The following is a 16,083-nucleotide window of genomic DNA, read 5'->3' as shown; positions in this document are numbered from 1 at the left end:
CAAGAGTGAATGAATGCCTATGCGCAAATTACCGTTACCGGAGTGGTTCAAGGAGTCGGATTTCGTCCATTTGTCTGGCAGCTAGCCAAGCAGTTTGGTCATAACGGCTGGGTTCTGAACAATGCTTCCGGCGTGGAAATACTTCTCAAAATTAACAGAGAAAACAACCCCGAAGCCGAGAAGCAATTTGTTGAAGCACTCAGAGGACAAGCTCCTGCTCTCGCACAGGTTGACCGGGTACTCTGGGAATGGATCGACCCAAACGCTGCGCACAGCGAACTTGCCGAACTAAAAGCTTGCAGCGACTTTACGATCCAAAAAAGCCGTTCCGGACTTATGCAAACTGCCGTTTTGTCCGATGCCGCCACCTGCTCCGCCTGCCTGCGGGACGTTTTTGACCCCGAAAACCGTCGTTACGGCTACCCCTTCACCAACTGTACTCACTGCGGCCCCCGTTACTCGATTATCCGATCGATGCCGTACGATCGCGAATATACAAGCATGGCCGGTTTTAATATGTGTCCCGTCTGCCAAAGGGAATATCAAAACCCGTCTGATCGACGCTTCCATGCTCAACCGAACGCATGTCCTGCCTGCGGCCCTCAGCTGAGATTAACGCAATTCCATCCAAGCTCGGAAACATCACATACGCAGGAAAACGGCCTATCGCAACCGGATAACTGGCGTATGATCGAACAGGTCTGCCACTATCTGGCAAAAGGACTGATCCTTGCAATCAAGGGGCTGGGAGGTTTTCATCTGGTCTGTGATGCTGGCAACGACTCCGCTTGCCGAACACTTCGGCAAAGAAAATCCCGCCCTCAAAAGCCTTTTGCGTTAATGGCTTCGGATATGGATGTTGTTAAACGCTATGCAAAGGTCAGTAAAGCGGCCGAAGAGAGACTGACTTCGACGCAAGCCCCGATTGTCCTTTTGCCGAAACTGGGAAAATTACCCCCCTCCGAACTATCGGAACTGGTTGCCCCGAACCAGTCACGCTTGGGAATTATGCTTCCGAATACCCCCTTACACAGTATGTTGATGTCAACATGGGCGAAGACCTGTCCCGACAGACTCCTGGTTTTTACCTCCGCCAATTTGAGCGGACATCCGCAGATCTACCGGGATGATAAGGAAGCCGAACTTATTCAGCTCGCCGATGCAGTATTGACCCACAACCGCCCGATCATCCGCCGTCTTGAAGATTCGGTAATGAAAACTTCGGTTGAGGGAAATGACTGCGAAGCCCTGCGCCAATCACGCGGTTTTGCCCCGTTGCGCTTCACGATGCCGGAAGGCTTTCCTTCTTTAAATACCCTAGCATCAGGAGGCGATTTGAAAAACAGCATCGCCTTTCAGAAAGGCAACGAAATCACTCTTTTGCATTTTCTCGGCGACATGGAAAATTTCGATATCCAAACAGCTTACGGCGAGGCATTGCAGGATTTACAACAACTTTACCAACTCAAACCTGAGCACATTATCACCGACAAACATCCTGGGTATTATGTTAAAGAAGCAATCCTCCGCTACAGGGAAAAACATGCTCCGGCAGCGACTCTAACCGAAATTCAGCATCATCATGCCCACCTGAACGCCTGCCTGTTTGAGAACGCTATTCCACTGGGTTCTCCGCCAGTTTTAGGAATTATTCTGGACGGATTAGGATTCGGAGAAGACGGTACATTTTGGGGCGGAGAAATTCTTTACGGAACCTACGATCATTTCATTCGTCTGGGCAATCTCGCTCCCCGTCCGCTACTAGGCGGAGACAAAGCAAATAAAGAACCCTGGAGGAATCTGTATGCACTCGTTCGCACTCAAGACTCTTTGGGAAACCTGATCCAGCGCTATCCGCAAGTGCAGAGTCTACGGCAACTGCAGGCTAAACCGACCGGTTTACTGGATTCCATGTCAAAATCCGGGCTCAACAGTCCTCTTTCTTCGTCGACAGGCCGTCTGTTCGACGCAGTCGCAGCGGTTTGCGACCTCTGTTTTGACGGCATGAGTTACGAAGGCGAAGCCGCCATGCAGCTTGAAAGCCTGCTAAGTGAAAAATTACTCCGCCAAGAGTGGGAAAACGCCTACGTCCTGCAAGTCGAAACCGATCCGCAAAGCGGACGGCAACTTCTGGACACGGCATCTCTGCTTTCTCAAATACTGAAAGACTTGAATCAGCATCTATCCGCCAGCCAGGTTTCGGCCCGTTTCCATCTCGGTCTGGTCAAAGCTCTGCTCAAGAGTGCCCTGCTGTTGCGCAACACTCATCCTTTCGAACTGATCGCTCTGAGCGGAGGCGTTTGCCAAAATGGCTGGCTGATCTGGATTTTCAGGCAAATGACACCGCCGGAAATCACTTTATTAACCCACCGGAGACTGCCTGCAAACGACCAATCCATTGCGGTCGGACAGCTGTGTGCGCTCGCTGCGCAACAGAGTAAATCTGTGTTAGGATAAGTCCATGACAAAGTTGGTTCAAGCTGCTCATTCGGAATCCCTGAAGTCTTCGGCACCCTCTCCCTTCGAAGAAGGTGAATGGCTGGAAGTTTTACAGGCAATGGAAGAGGCTTATACCCAATCCCTGCAATACCAGACTGAAATCGAAGAAAAAAATCTGGCGCTTAACCAGGCCCACCAGTTTATCTCCGGCATCGTTTCCTCCATGTCGGATTTGCTGATCGTCATCGACAACGAACACAATATTACGCAGGTTAATCCCGCCTTTCTGGAATTAACCGGCCTGAACGAAGACAGCGTCATTCACCACTCGATACTCGATTTCGTTCAAACACCTCAACCGATCAAAGACAGTCTACTGAAGCAGGGCATCAGTCTGCAGGACTTACAAGGCAGCCTACACACTCTGCATGGTAACATCCCGATCAGTATGAGTTGCAGCTGTCTGAACCCGGATCAGTGCGACTTCAAAGGAAAAGTGATCGTCGCAAGGCCGATCGGAGAGCTGCTAACGGCTTATGAGGCTCTCAAGAAAGCCCACCAGGAACTGGCCCAAACCAAAGAAAAGATGGTGCACTCGGAAAAAATGGCTGCACTCGGGCGTCTGGTATCCGGTGTGGCGCATGAGCTAAATACCCCGATCAGCGTATTGAAAGGCAACCTATGGTCGTTAAAGAGCTATTTTGACGAAGTCAGACCCTTTGTTCGTGCGTCAAACGAAGAGATTGAAGAGATTCTTGAAGACACCCCGGATCTGTTTGCCGATTCGCAGCAAGCGTTAAAGCACATCGCCGATATCGTCAAAAGCCTGAAAACCTTCAGCCAGCCGCATTCGGAGAAAGCCAACCAGCTCATCGAAATCAAACCGATTCTGAAAACCGCTACGAATTGGGTGCAGGCCAACAGCAAGGAACTCACTTCGCCGACCATCACCTTTTCCGCTTCCGAGAACCTCTGGATTCACGGTAATCCGCAAGCATTGCAACAGGTCGTGATCAATATCGTACAAAACGCTTTCGACGCCCTGAGCAGCAAAAAAATTGCAGATCCACTCAACAAACAGATCGCGGTTCATCTCGACAAAAAACAGCAATGGGTGGAAATTCTGATTGAAGACAACGGGCCCGGCATCCCGGAAGAACAGCTCGAACGAATTTTCGACCCTTTCTTTACCGACAAGGATGTCGGCGAAGGAACCGGCTTGGGATTAAGCATCAGCCATCAACTCATCCAATCCATGCACGGCGAACTCAATGTCTGGAACCGGCCGGAAGGCGGCGCCGCTTTCCAGATCCTGCTTCCCGGCGACGAAAACCTAGCCGATAGCGAAGAAATCCAAACCCTGACTTCCGATCACGCCCAGGAGGCTTGAGCATGAATATTCTCTGGTTCCAATCCGGCGGCTGTAGCGGCTGCACCCTCTCATTTCTCGGTCTGGAAGAGATGGATCTGATCGAATGGTCCCGATCCATGCAACTCAATTGGCTCTGGCATCCCTCTCTGACCGAACACAGCGGTTCGGAAACTCAGGCGATGCTCGACGCCGTGTTGAAAGACGAAATCAAACTGGATATTTTTTGCCTTGAAGGGTCGGTTATCATGGGACCGAACGGCAGCGGACGCTTTCATATGCTTGCCGGAACCGAAACACCTGCCAAGGAGTTGATCGAGCGTTTGAGCGAAAAAGCCGATTATGTTCTCGCCATCGGCACCTGCGCCGCCTTCGGCGGTATCACGGCGTCACCGCCCAATACCGTCGAGGCAACCGGGCTGCAATACGACCAGAATTTCGCCGGAAGCCTGTTACCGGCAAACTTCAAAAGTCGAGCCGGACTGCCGGTGATCAACATTTCAGGATGTCCGGTTCATCCCGGCTGGGTCGCCGAAACCATCGGCCTAATCCGTTTCCAGAAATTGAAAACCGAACACCTTGATCCTTACAACCGCCCCCGTTTCTACGCCGATAAACTGGTGCATCACGGCTGTTCCAGAAACGAATATTACGAATACAAGGCCAGCGCCGTCAAACCCTCCGATCTCGGCTGCATGATGGAACATATGGGATGCGTCGGCACAGTCGCGCATGCCGACTGCAACGAACGTCCCTGGAACGGCAACGGCTCCTGCACCAAAGGCGGTTACCCCTGTGTGGATTGCACCTCCCCGGATTTCGGTCACCTCAATCACTCCTATCAGGAAACACCAAAAATCGGTAATATTCCCGTCGGATTGCCCAGCGATATGCCGAAAGCCTGGTTCATTGCACTCTCGACTCTGGCAAAATCCGCCACTCCGAAACGCTTAAAAGTCAACGCAACGGCCGAGCGCATTGAAATCAGCCCGGAAATCAAAAGGAAAAAACTATGAGCCGGATTCTTGTCGGGCCCTTTAACCGGGTTGAAGGCGATCTGGAAGTTCAGTTGGAAATCGAAGCACAGAAAGTGACTTCCGCACGCGTGAACTCCACGCTTTTCAGAGGCTTTGAAAGCATGCTGCAAGGCCGTCCACCGAGCGATGCTCTAGTGTACGCCCCCCGAATTTGCGGCATCTGTTCGGTTTCTCAATCGGTCGCGGCTGCCCAGGCATTGAGCCAGATTTATGGCATCACACCGCCGGAAAACGGTCAGAGAGCGATCAATTTAATGCTCGCCAACGAGAACGCCGCCGATCTGCTGACGCACTTTTATCTGTTTTTCATGCCCGACTTTGCGCGAGGAATCTACAAAGATCGTCCATGGTTTGCCGAAAGTCAGAAACGCTTCAAAGCCATGCAGGGACTTTCCTCTGCCCGAGCAATAGAGGCGCGCAGCCACTGGTTGAAGATGATGGGGACTCTTGCCGGCCACTGGCCGCATACCCTTGCCATTCAACCCGGCGGTTGCAGCCGATCGCTCAACGATGCGGAAGTCATGCAAATGTTGCTCTACGCGCAGAAGCTGCGCCATTTTCTGGAAACCGTTCTGCTCCATGACCGGCTGGAAAACTTCCTATCTCTGGAAAACGAAACGGATTTGCAAAGCTGGCAACAGCAGCACGCTGATTCCGATCTCGGACTGTTCCTCTCCATCGCCGCCGATCTGGCATTGCACGAACTGGGTAAAAGCGATGCTTTGCTAATGAGTTACGGCAGCTTTCCCGAATCCGACGGGCAACGGCTGATCCCCTCTGGAGTCTATCGCAACGGCGAGTTCCAGCTCCTGAATCCATCACATATTCAGGAAGACATCAGTCATGCCAACTATCAGGGTGATCTCCATTCGTCGCCTTGGCATCAGGCTCAAACGCCTCATCTGGACAACCCGGATGCCTACAGCTGGTGCAAAGCTCCGCGCTTAAAAGGAGAAGTCGCCGAAACCGGTTCGCTGGCCCGCCAAGTGATGGCAAAGCAACCATTGATTCTCAACCTGATGCAACGCTACGGCAGCTGCGTTTATTCACGAATTCTGGCGCGAACGCTTGAACTGGTTAAACTGACCGTACAGGTGGAATCCTGGTTGCAGCAGGGGTTTTCAGAGACCGGCCATTTTTTCACCGAACCGGGCGACATTGTTCACCAGCGCGGCGTAGGATTGATCGAAGCGGCCCGCGGTAGTCTCGGTCACTGGCTGGAAGTCAAAAACAACCGAATTTACAGTTACCAGATCATCGCCCCGACCACTTGGAATTTCTCCCCGAGAGATCAACAAAACACGCCCGGCGCTCTAGAAAAAGCTTTGGAAAACACTCCGCTGTACGATGGAGAGACTGATCCTGTCAATGTTCAGCATATCGTGCGTTCGTTTGACCCATGTATGGTTTGCACTGTTCACTAGTCATGATGGAAATGGCTTGACTTCCAGTCTATTCATTCGCGCAGATGGAGGCCGCACTCCTGATGCAATGCATCCTGCTGCTCCCACCACCAACGGCCGGCGCGTTCGTTTTCTCCCGGTTTGATCGCTCGTGTGCAGGGTTCACAGCCGATACTCGGAAATCCTTTGTCGTGGAGAGGATTATAAGGAATACCCTGTGCATCGATATAAGCTCTTACCTGCTGCGATGTCCAGGCCAACAAAGGATTGAACTTGATCAACCCGCGCTCCAAATCCTCTTCCAGCAACGGCACCCCCTGACGGAATGGAGATTGTTCGCTGCGCAGGCCGGTGATCCAGACCGCCGCTCCACTTAAAGCCCGATTTAAGGGTTCGACCTTACGAATATGACAGCATAACTTGCGATTCTCGACCGAATGGTAGAAGCCGTTCATGCCATACGCTTCCACATAGCTCTTTGCCGCATCGGGTTGCGGAGCAAAACGCAAAATCCTGCGTTGGTAATGCGCCTCCGTCGCCGCAATCAATGCCTCGGTTTCCGCAAAAAGACGGCCTGTGTCCAATGTGAAAACTTCAATCGGTAATTCACAACGGAAAATCACATGGGTAATCAGCTGATCCTCCAGCCCCAGACTACTGGAAAACACGATTTTTTGCCCTTCCGTCAAACGGCAAAGTTGCGTGAGATAGCCCTCAATATCATCGGCTTCCAAAACTTCCAAAGCTTGTTTTAATTCCTTAAACATTCTTCAAACTCCTTGTTAAAACGGCCAGACTAGCGGAATGACCGCCAGCGACACGGTTGCACAAATTAAATTCAACGGGATGCCCAGACGCAGAAAATCCACTAACCGATAGCCTCCGGGACCTGCCACCATCAGATTGGTCTGATAGCCGATCGGCGTCAGAAAACTCGCCGAAGCCGCCATCATGACGGCGATCACAAAAGGCAGAAAACTGACCCCCAGCTGACCGGCCAGCTCGGTGGACACCGAAAACATCAACACGGCCGCCGCGTTGTTGGTCACCAGTTCGGTCAAAAGCGCCGTGATCAGATAAATCAGAACCAATGCCAGCAACGGCGTCGCACCAACGATCCCAAGCAGCGATTCAACCAGCCACTGGCTGACGCCGGTTTTCGACATCGCCACCGCCAGGGCGAAAGAAGCGGCAATCGTAATCAACGTCATCAAATCCACATAACGACGCGCTTTGACAATGTTCACGCAACCACTGGCAAGCATTGCTCCAGCAGCCAGAAGCGCAGCCTCCAGCATCGGTACAAAAGAAAACGCCGTCAACAAGAGCATCAAAAACAAAATACTCATCGCCCACGGCGCTTTGCGAAAGTTCGGCGGCGGCTCGTCGGCCAAAGTGCTGACCAGAAGGAAATCTTTGCGGAAACGATACTGCTCGACAAAACTCGACCCGGCTTCCAGCAGCATGGCATCCCCCAACGCCAATTTCACTTCATCCAGTTCTTGAGTCAGGTGATTGCCGCCCCGGGAAATCGCCAAAACCCGAGCCTGGTATCGCTCCCAGAATTTCAGTGTTTTCAAGGGTTCACCCAATCCCGGAAAATCCGAACTCAGAATCACCTCAATCAAACTGGTATGCGGCGCCGAAAGTGGCGTCGGTGCTTCGCCAAGCAGTTTCAGCCCGGGATATTGACGCAACCTCTGACTCGCAAGCGGGTGACCTTTCAACCATAAAACATCACCGGCCTGTAGAATCACCTGTTCCGGGTCTTCGGAAATCCACTCTCTGTTGCGCTGAATCCCCTGCCACTTCCCATGCTGCAAATGCTTCAGATCGGTCAGAGCCAGAGGTTTGCCGATACAGGGCGCCGACGGCAATATCTCAACCCGAACCTGATAAAGCCGCGCATCCGCGGGCATGGCAATCGGATTTTTACGCTTGGGCAAAAGCTTGCCGGAAAAGAGCCACAGAAACAGACTGCCGATCACCAAGGTCGGCAATCCGACCCAGGCAATGTCAAACATCCCCAGAGAAAAATGCTTGTCGGCCTGCAACAACCCGTCCACGACCAGATTAGTGCTGGTCCCGATCAGCGTCAGGCTGCCGCCCATAATCGCCAGAAAACTCAAAGGCATTAACAACTGCGAAGGAGAAATACGCAATCTGACCGCCCACTGCTGAATCACCGGAATGAAAATCGACACGATGGCGGTGTTATTCATCAACCCGCTCAGACCCGCGATCGGAACGATCATATTGCCGATGGCTCCACGCTGGGAAGCCGGCCGCCCCAACAACCAGTGCCCGAGCCAGTAAACGGCACCGGTTTCTCTTAAACCCGCAGCAACCACGTACAGCAGTGCGATTGTCATTACTCCGGGGTTAGCAAACCCTGCAAAGGCTTCCACCGGGCTCAAAATTCCGCTGACCAGCAGTACACACAGCGCGAACATCATCAATACGTCGGCGGCAATATTCGTCACGGCCATCGCCAGTAACACCAGAATAACCATGCCGAGAGTCAGTCCCGCCTGCCACTCAATCATCGGATTCACCCGCCGATCTCGGCAGGTCACGAATATGCCAATGCGGAAAATGCTTGCGCATCAGAGCATTCAGTTCCAATTCAAAATCGGAAAACCGCTGTTGCTTTTCCTGCTGAATTTCGCGAATCATCCCCGCAGCAACCGTCGCATTGCTGAAGCGATCGATCAAAATAAAAGCTCCGATGCCTTTCCGATAACAATCCAGCAAGGTCGATTCGGCCAATTCGATAGAAACCAGACCGATTTCATTCATCTGTAATCCCGACGCCGGCTCTCTTTCATATCGATTGATATCGATCTTGTGATCGACTTTGCTCACGCAAGCCTCGGTCTGACGGGCGGCAAACTTAATATAGAAGCTCTGTCCTTCCTGCATTGCCTGCTCGTCAAACCAGACCAGATGCGCATCAAAGCGGTTTGAAAACCCGACCTCTTCGGTTTCCGGAATGATCCAGTCTCCGCGACTGATATCGCGTTCATCCTGTAAAACGACGGTAACGGCCTGACCGGCTTCCGCGGCGTCAAGATCGCCATCGAAAGTCACCAGACGTTTGATGTACGAACGTTGCTCTCCCGGATAGATTTTCACCGACTGACCCAGCTGCAGGCAACCGGATTGCACCGTACCGCTGTAGCCGCGAAAATCAGCATTCGGTCGATTCACCCACTGCACGCAGAAACGGTTCGGAGCCGCTTCAGACAGAGCTTCAACCGAGAGATTTTCCAGATACGGCAAAAGCGCTTCCCCTTGATACCAGGGCATTTTGTCGCTTTTTTCCAACGTATTCTCGCCTTTCAAGGCCGATACCGGAATCGAGTAACTGCTGACGCCTCCCAGCGTTAGGGCGATTGTCTTCAGTTCTCTTTGAATCGCATCGAACACCTGCTCGTCGTAGTTCACCAGATCCATTTTATTAATGGCGACAATCCAGTTCCGGATACCCAGCGCATGGCAGATAAAAGCATGGCGGCGGGTCTGGCGCTGCACGCCATAACGCGCATCCACCAATAAAATCGCCGCTTCGGCAGTCGAAGCGCCCGTCACCATGTTTCGAGTGTACTGCTCATGCCCCGGCGTATCGGCAATAATGAATTTACATTTGTCGGTTGAGAAAAAGCGGTACGCAACATCGATGGTAATCCCTTGCTCACGCTCGGCCTGCAAGCCATCAACCAGCATCGCCAGCTCCAGATCGCCTTCGGCATTTGTGCCTTTCACATCGTGATGCAGCCCCTGCAGCTGATCTTCATACAGCTGATGGCTGTCAAACAGCAAACGGCCAAGAAGCGTGCTTTTTCCGTCATCGACACTTCCGCAAATAAGTAAGCGCATCAGCGACTTACTGCGATGCTGTTGCAGATAATCCCGGATATCGATTGCCTGTGATTCGTTCATTAGAAATAGCCCTCCCGTTTTTTCTGTTCCATTCCGGATTGATCCTGATCGATCGCCCGTCCCTGCCGCTCCGAAGTCGTCGCTCCCACCGTTTCCGCCACGACATCCTCCAAAGTCGTTGCCCGCGACTCTATGGCTCCGGTCAGCGGATAACAGCCCAGGGTACGAAATCGAACCCATTTTTCTTCCGGTTCTTCGTCTGCCTGCAATGGCAGGCGTTCATCGTCGCGCATGATCCACATGCCATCGCGACGAACCACTGGACGCGGCTTGGCAAAATACAGAGGAACCAGTTCAATCTGTTCCTGCAGGATATACAGCCAGATGTCCAGCTCGGTCCAGTTGGACAAAGGAAACGCGCGAATGCTTTCCCCTTCATCAAGCGCTCCGTTGTAGATATTCCACAATTCCGGACGTTGCGCCTTCGGTTCCCAGCGATGGTGCCGATCGCGAAACGAATAAATACGCTCCTTGGCTCTCGACTTCTCTTCGTCTCGGCGGGCTCCACCGATCGCCGCATCAAAGCCATGCAGCGACAAAGCCTGCTTCAATGCCTGGGTTTTCATCAGATCGGTATGCTTCGAACTGCCGTGAACAAACGGGTTTATACCGATTTCCAGCCCCTGCGGATTTTGATAAATCAGCAAATCAAAACCGTGTTTTTCAGCCTGACGATCGCGAAATTCGATCATCTCCCGAAATTTCCAGTCCGTATCGACATGCAATAACGGAAACGGAATGTTCCCCGGATAAAATGCTTTGCGGGCCAGATGCAGCAAAACCGAAGAATCCTTGCCGATCGAATACAACATCACCGGTTTTTTAAACTCCGCGGCGACTTCTCTCAAAATATGAATGCTTTCTGCTTCAAGCTGTTCTAAGTGCGTCATTTTCCATATCCTTGTTTAATTCATGCGATGTGCCCCGCCAGGCGAGCTTTTCCGCCAGAGCGCACACTTCGCCGACAATCAGCAAAGCCGGGCTCTTGATCTGTTCCGCTTCAACCGTGCGGGTCAGTTCTTCCAAACAGGTCAGAACCACCTTCTGTTGCGGCAAAGTGCCATTTTCGATAATCGCCACCGGCGTCTGCTTTTCACGACCGAACTGCAGGAGTCCGTCACGAATGTCCGAACTCCGAATCAATCCCATATAGATCACCAGCGTCTGACCGGATTGAGCCAAAGCGCGCCAATCCGGAGTTTCGCTGCCCGGCTTGCAATGCCCGGTTACCAGCTGAACCGTCCGCGAATAATCGCGATGTGTCAGTGGAATACCGGCATAAGCGGCGCATCCGACCGCTGCACTGATTCCCGGGACAATCCGATAATCAATACCGGCCGCTTTTAAAGCTTCACATTCCTCTCCGCCGCGCCCGAAAATAAACGGATCACCGCCCTTCAGACGGCAGACCGACAATCCTTGCTGCGCCAGATGAATCAATAACCGGTTGATTTCTTCCTGCGACATCGAATGACAGCCGGCCTTTTTGGCCACGCAGATACGCTCGGCATCACGGCGTGCCAGCTCCAAAATCTCCGCTGAAACCAGACCGTCATGGACAATCACATCCGCTTGCTGCATCGCCTGCAGAGCCTTAATGGTCAGCAGCTCAGGATCACCCGGCCCGGCGCCGACCAGTGAGACACAACCCCGATCCGCTGCAAATGCCTGCAGCTTGTGATCCAAAAGCTTCTGTGCGCCCTCCTGATCGTTGCTTTCCACTCGACGAGCGATCTCGCCCCGAAACGTCTGTTCCCAAAAAGCCCGCCGTTGCCCGACATCCGGCAAAGCCGATTTCACCCGGCTTCGGTTATGCTGCGCCAAGCGACCGAGCCCGGACAGACTTTGCGGTAACATCCGCTCCAGTTGCTCACGAGTCTGACGAGCCAGCACCGGAGCATTACCTCCGCTGGAAACCGCCAGCATCAGCGGACTGCGATCGACGATTGCCGGGAAAATAAAACGGCACAGTTCGGCATCGTCCACCACATTCACCGGAACGCCCTGTAATTCGGCAGCGAGAAAAACCTGCCGATTGACGCTGTTCAGATCCGTAGCGGCGATCACCAGGCGCATGCCGGCAAGCTGATCGGGATGAAAATCTCCCTGAAACCACACCAATTCCTTTTCGGAACAGAGGATTTCCAGATCGGGACACAATTGCGGTGCAACCAGATTGATCTGCGCCCCCGCCTGACGTAATAAACGAATTTTTCGCAAGGCAACGTCGCCCCCGCCAATCACCAATACCGGCTGGCGTTGCAAATCGACAAAAATCGGCAAATAGTCCATCATCGCTTCCTTAAGACAGGTGATCGTGAAAATCACGTCCTTCGAGCGTGGCCTTGATATGCCCCGCACGAATCACAAAATCACCAAATGCTTCATCGTTCATCCTTTCCGCTGCATAGGCTCCGAGCAATGCGTCAAGCAGCGCCAAAATCTGCTTTTCGGTGATGTTTTCCCGGTACAGCTTATTCAAACGGGTTCCTTTACCATCGCCGCCCAGATACAGGTTGTAACGCCCCGGAACCTTACCGACCAGAGCAATTTCTGCCAGAAACGGGCGAGCGCAACCATTAGGGCAACCGGTGATGCGCAGAACGATCGGTTGAGATTCAAGTTGGTGTTTTCGCTGCAGTGTGATGAACTTCTCGACGAAACTTCCCAGATAACGCTCGGCTTCGGCCATTGCCAGCGTGCAGGTCGGCAAAGCAACACACGCCATGGAATGCAGATGCTGGGGTGCCAGCCCATCCTTAAGCAATCCATATTCGCGGGCAAGCGCTTCGATACGCGCGCACTCGGCTTTCGGCACCCGGGCAATAATCAAATTCTGACTGGCGGTGATCCGGAAATCCCCCTGATGAATTTTGGCAATTTCCGCCAAGCCGGCTTGCAAGCGACCAGGTTCGCCGTCCTTGATCCGTCCGTTTGGGATAAACAGCGTCAAATGCCGCAAACCATCCATCCCGTCAACCCACCCGAAACGATCCGTATGCCGAGTAAATTCGTAAGGGCGACCTTCTGCAAAGACCACTCCGCAACGGCTTTCAACCTCTTGCCTGAAAACATCCACTCCCAGACGATCAACGGTATATTTCAGGCGCGCAAAACGCCGTTCACTGCGATTACCGTGATCGCGCTGCGCCGTAACCACTGCCGTCGCGACGTCCAGCACCTGTTCCTTGCGGATAAAACCGAGATTCGAAGCCATGCGCGGATAGGTTTGTTTATCCCCATGCGTGCTGCCCATGCCGCCGCCGACAAGGACATTGAAACCGATCAACTCGCCTTGTTCGGCAATTGCGACAAAACTCAGATCGTTGGCATGCACATCGACGTCATTGTGCGGCGGAACCGCAACGGCAATCTTGAACTTGCGCGGCAGGTACGTTTTGCCATAGATCGGTTCCCGGTCCTCAGCGCCGGACCGATTCGGTTCATCCATCCAGATCTGATAATAGGCCCGGGTCGATGGCAGCAAATGCTCGGAAATCTGCACTGCATAGGCATAAGCCTCGTGATGCAGACGCGACTCGACAGGGTTCGGATTGCACAAAACCTGACGATTCACGTCGCCGCAGGCAGCGATGGAATCCAGCATGATCTTGTCCAGCCCCTGAATCAACGGTTTGATATTGCGTTTTAAAATGCCGTGATATTGAAACGTCTGGCGTGTCGTCAGACGCAAGGTGCCTCTTTCGGTCAGCTTCAGCGCCAGTTCATTGGCCGCCAGCCACTGCTTCGGAGAAACGATTCCGCCGGGAATCCGCACCCGCAGCATGGCCGAATAAAGCGGCTCCAGTTTGCGTTCTTTGCGATCCTTGCGCAGATCTCGGTCATCCTGCTGATAGAAACCATGAAACTTGATCAACTGCTGATCGTCTTCCGAAAAGGCTCCCGTCACTTGACTGTTCAGCGCCTCGGCAATTGTGCCGCGTAAATAATTCGATTCGCTTTTGATACGTTCGTTATCGCTTAATTGAGTCATCAATACACGTCCTTCTGGTAGCGTTTTTCCTGTTTTAACTGGTCAAGGTAAGCCTCGGCCTGTTCCGAGCTGCGGTTTCCATGTTCGGCAATCACATCGATCAGAGCCTGATGGACATCCTTTGCCATGCGCGAAGCATCGCCGCACACATAGATAAAGGCTCCGCGCTGCAGCCATTCAAAAAGTGTTTTGCCTTCTTCTTTCAAACGATGCTGAACATAAATCCGCGTCGCCTGATCTCTGCTGAAAGCGGTATTCATTCGAGTTAGCAGCCCACTGCGCAGCCATTCCTGCCACTCCTGCTGATAGAGAAAATCCTCGCAAAAACGGCTATTGCCGAAAAACAGCCAGTTTTCTCCCTGAGCCCCGGCCTGCTCGCGATGCTGCAAAAAGCTGCGGAAAGGAGCGATACCGGTTCCCGGACCGACCATAATCACCGGCGTTTGAGGGTCTTTCGGCAACTTGAATTCCGAAGGCTGGACAAACACGCGAATGTCGTCGCCCTCTTTGAGAGAGGCGAGGCAACCGCTGGCGCCACCGTAATGCGTACTGCCGAAAGCGTCATATTCCACGGTACGGACCGTCAAATGCACTTCTTCACCGACTTCCGACTGCGCCGAAGCAATCGAGTAAAAACGCGGTTGCTGCTTACGCAACATGTCCGCCAAATCCTGTGCCTCCAGCTGGCACGGGAATTCGGCAACAATGTCATAGATCTGCCGTTCCGCCAGATAGGCTCTCAAAGCTACGGCGTCCGCAACGTTCTCCCGTAACGGGCTTGTCCTTTGCGTCTGATTGGAGTGTTCGGCGTAAGCCTTGGCAAACTTCGGATAACTCTGTGTCAGTTCGAATTTTTCAAGCAATGCGTGCCGCAGTTCGATCGCCTCTCCATCAAGTTGCACCGTTTCTGTCCCTTTCAAAGAGAGGGTTTTCAGCAACTCGTCCACCGAAGCCGCATTGTTCCGGAAATAAACCCCCAGAACATCGCCCGGCTGATACTGAATTCCGGAAGTCTCTAAAGAAATTTCATAATGGCGAATATCCTTGGCGGAACCCAGTGACGTAATGGCCTGATTCACCAGCAGCTGCGCCTTGAACGGCGTCTGTTTGCCGTACTCTGCGCTTGCAGGCACATTCTGATCCGAAGCGATCGCAAAGGAAGATTCCTCTGGCTGTTGCGCCTTCAAAACGCTCACCAGCTGCTCACTCCAGGCGTTTGCCTCCTGTTCATAATCAACATCCAGCGCCTGAACAGGCAAAAATGCCTTGCCGCCCAGATCGGAAAAATGTCGATCGGCGTCAATCGCAGCCTGGCAAAAGAATTCGTAAGAACGGTCTCCCAAACCCAATACCGCAAAAGACAGATGCTTTAAATCCGGCGCACGTTTGCCGGACAGAAGTTTGAAAAAGCTTTCCGCCGATTCCGGCGGTTCGCCTTCGCCCTGAGTGGATGTGATCAGTACCAGCCTGCTCTCTTCTTTCAACTGGCTCGGTTTGAAATCGGATATGTTTGTCAATTCCGCTGACAGGCCAGCTTGACACAGGCTGTTATGCAGCTGCTCCGCTAGGCTTTGAGCGTTTCCGGTTTGCGAAGCAAACAGGATTCTCACCGGTTGCATGTCGGAAACCGACGATTTTTCAGCCGCCATAGAAGGCAAATTTTCCTGCTTGAAGCCATCCCATCCTCTGGCGGCCAAATAACCGCTTAACCATGCCAGTTTGAAAGGAGAAGCCCCATTCACCAGTTTTTCAATCCCGTCTCTCTCGTGCGGCTCAAATAGTAATAAAGCCGGGTCCGTGTAATTTGACATAACCTGTGTATCCTAAAAAATAATGGTTGTTCCAGTTTGAAGTGACACAGATTACTTTCTATTAAATATTAAATAAAATGATATATAT

General features: G+C 52.6%; 11 protein-coding genes. 4 read left to right on the top strand and 7 right to left on the bottom strand.

Features of this window, described 5'->3' with window-relative positions:
• Positions 1 to 9: 9 nt before the first annotated feature.
• The 4 genes from hypF to H8792_RS05415 are packed head-to-tail and all read left to right on the top strand — an operon-like array spanning position 10 to position 6,269.
• Complete coding sequence (gene hypF, locus H8792_RS05430; RefSeq protein ID WP_029939058.1) at positions 10 to 2,457, top strand: carbamoyltransferase HypF; 2,448 nt, start codon at positions 10 to 12, stop codon at positions 2,455 to 2,457.
• 4 nt (positions 2,458 to 2,461) lie between these two features.
• Positions 2,462 to 3,829, top strand: a complete 1,368-nt coding sequence (locus H8792_RS05425; RefSeq protein ID WP_185977923.1) for an ATP-binding protein — start codon at positions 2,462 to 2,464, stop codon at positions 3,827 to 3,829.
• A 2-nt stretch (positions 3,830 to 3,831) separates the two neighbouring features.
• Positions 3,832 to 4,824, top strand: a complete 993-nt coding sequence (locus H8792_RS05420; RefSeq protein ID WP_029939060.1) for an NADH-quinone oxidoreductase subunit B family protein — start codon at positions 3,832 to 3,834, stop codon at positions 4,822 to 4,824.
• Complete coding sequence (locus tag H8792_RS05415; RefSeq protein WP_185977922.1) at positions 4,821 to 6,269, top strand: nickel-dependent hydrogenase large subunit; 1,449 nt, start codon at positions 4,821 to 4,823, stop codon at positions 6,267 to 6,269. The genes H8792_RS05420 and H8792_RS05415 overlap by 4 nt, the downstream gene beginning before the upstream one ends.
• Before the next feature lie 32 nt (positions 6,270 to 6,301).
• Here the strand turns inward: H8792_RS05415 and H8792_RS05410 are convergent, their stop codons facing one another.
• The 7 genes from H8792_RS05410 to H8792_RS05380 are packed head-to-tail and all read right to left on the bottom strand — an operon-like array spanning position 6,302 to position 15,995.
• Positions 6,302 to 7,015, bottom strand: a complete 714-nt coding sequence (locus tag H8792_RS05410; RefSeq protein WP_185977921.1) for a phosphoadenylyl-sulfate reductase — start codon at positions 7,013 to 7,015, stop codon at positions 6,302 to 6,304.
• Between the two features lie 15 nt (positions 7,016 to 7,030).
• On the bottom strand, positions 7,031 to 8,794 hold the full coding sequence (locus H8792_RS05405) for an SLC13 family permease (RefSeq protein WP_228766966.1): 1,764 nt from the start codon (positions 8,792 to 8,794) through the stop codon (positions 7,031 to 7,033).
• Entirely contained in the window at positions 8,787 to 10,190 is a 1,404-nt protein-coding gene (gene cysN, locus H8792_RS05400; RefSeq protein ID WP_185977920.1) for a sulfate adenylyltransferase subunit CysN, read from the bottom strand. The genes H8792_RS05405 and cysN overlap by 8 nt, the downstream gene beginning before the upstream one ends.
• Positions 10,190 to 11,080: a sulfate adenylyltransferase subunit CysD gene (gene cysD / locus H8792_RS05395; protein WP_185977919.1), complete on the bottom strand. Its 891-nt coding sequence runs from the start codon at positions 11,078 to 11,080 to the stop codon at positions 10,190 to 10,192. Before cysD ends, cysN begins: the two co-directional genes overlap by 1 nt.
• Positions 11,058 to 12,482: a siroheme synthase CysG gene (cysG, locus tag H8792_RS05390; protein ID WP_185977999.1), complete on the bottom strand. Its 1,425-nt coding sequence runs from the start codon at positions 12,480 to 12,482 to the stop codon at positions 11,058 to 11,060. The genes cysD and cysG overlap by 23 nt, the downstream gene beginning before the upstream one ends.
• Before the next feature lie 10 nt (positions 12,483 to 12,492).
• Complete coding sequence (cysI, locus tag H8792_RS05385; RefSeq protein WP_185977918.1) at positions 12,493 to 14,184, bottom strand: assimilatory sulfite reductase (NADPH) hemoprotein subunit; 1,692 nt, start codon at positions 14,182 to 14,184, stop codon at positions 12,493 to 12,495.
• A complete protein-coding gene (locus tag H8792_RS05380) occupies positions 14,184 to 15,995 on the bottom strand; it encodes an assimilatory sulfite reductase (NADPH) flavoprotein subunit (RefSeq protein ID WP_185977917.1) in 1,812 nt (603 codons plus the stop codon). Before H8792_RS05380 ends, cysI begins: the two co-directional genes overlap by 1 nt.
• Positions 15,996 to 16,083 lie beyond the last annotated feature (88 nt).

The organism is Thiomicrorhabdus heinhorstiae (assembly GCF_013391765.2).
GTDB lineage: Bacteria > Pseudomonadota > Gammaproteobacteria > Thiomicrospirales > Thiomicrospiraceae > Thiomicrorhabdus > Thiomicrorhabdus heinhorstiae.
Note: the sequence above shows the minus strand (reverse complement) of the source record. Positions and strands in the feature narration are given on the sequence as shown.

Coding starts and splice junctions, on each gene's coding strand:
- H8792_RS05425 (WP_185977923.1), top strand. CDS start 2,462: ATGACAAAGTTGGTTCAAGCTGCTCATTCGGAATCCCTGAAGTCTTCG.
- H8792_RS05405 (WP_228766966.1), bottom strand. CDS start 8,794: ATGATTGAGTGGCAGGCGGGACTGACTCTCGGCATGGTTATTCTGGTG.
- H8792_RS05410 (WP_185977921.1), bottom strand. CDS start 7,015: ATGTTTAAGGAATTAAAACAAGCTTTGGAAGTTTTGGAAGCCGATGAT.
- cysI (WP_185977918.1), bottom strand. CDS start 14,184: ATGACTCAATTAAGCGATAACGAACGTATCAAAAGCGAATCGAATTAT.
- cysG (WP_185977999.1), bottom strand. CDS start 12,482: ATGGACTATTTGCCGATTTTTGTCGATTTGCAACGCCAGCCGGTATTG.
- H8792_RS05415 (WP_185977922.1), top strand. CDS start 4,821: ATGAGCCGGATTCTTGTCGGGCCCTTTAACCGGGTTGAAGGCGATCTG.
- cysN (WP_185977920.1), bottom strand. CDS start 10,190: ATGAACGAATCACAGGCAATCGATATCCGGGATTATCTGCAACAGCAT.
- cysD (WP_185977919.1), bottom strand. CDS start 11,080: ATGACGCACTTAGAACAGCTTGAAGCAGAAAGCATTCATATTTTGAGA.
- H8792_RS05420 (WP_029939060.1), top strand. CDS start 3,832: ATGAATATTCTCTGGTTCCAATCCGGCGGCTGTAGCGGCTGCACCCTC.
- hypF (WP_029939058.1), top strand. CDS start 10: ATGAATGCCTATGCGCAAATTACCGTTACCGGAGTGGTTCAAGGAGTC.
- H8792_RS05380 (WP_185977917.1), bottom strand. CDS start 15,995: ATGTCAAATTACACGGACCCGGCTTTATTACTATTTGAGCCGCACGAG.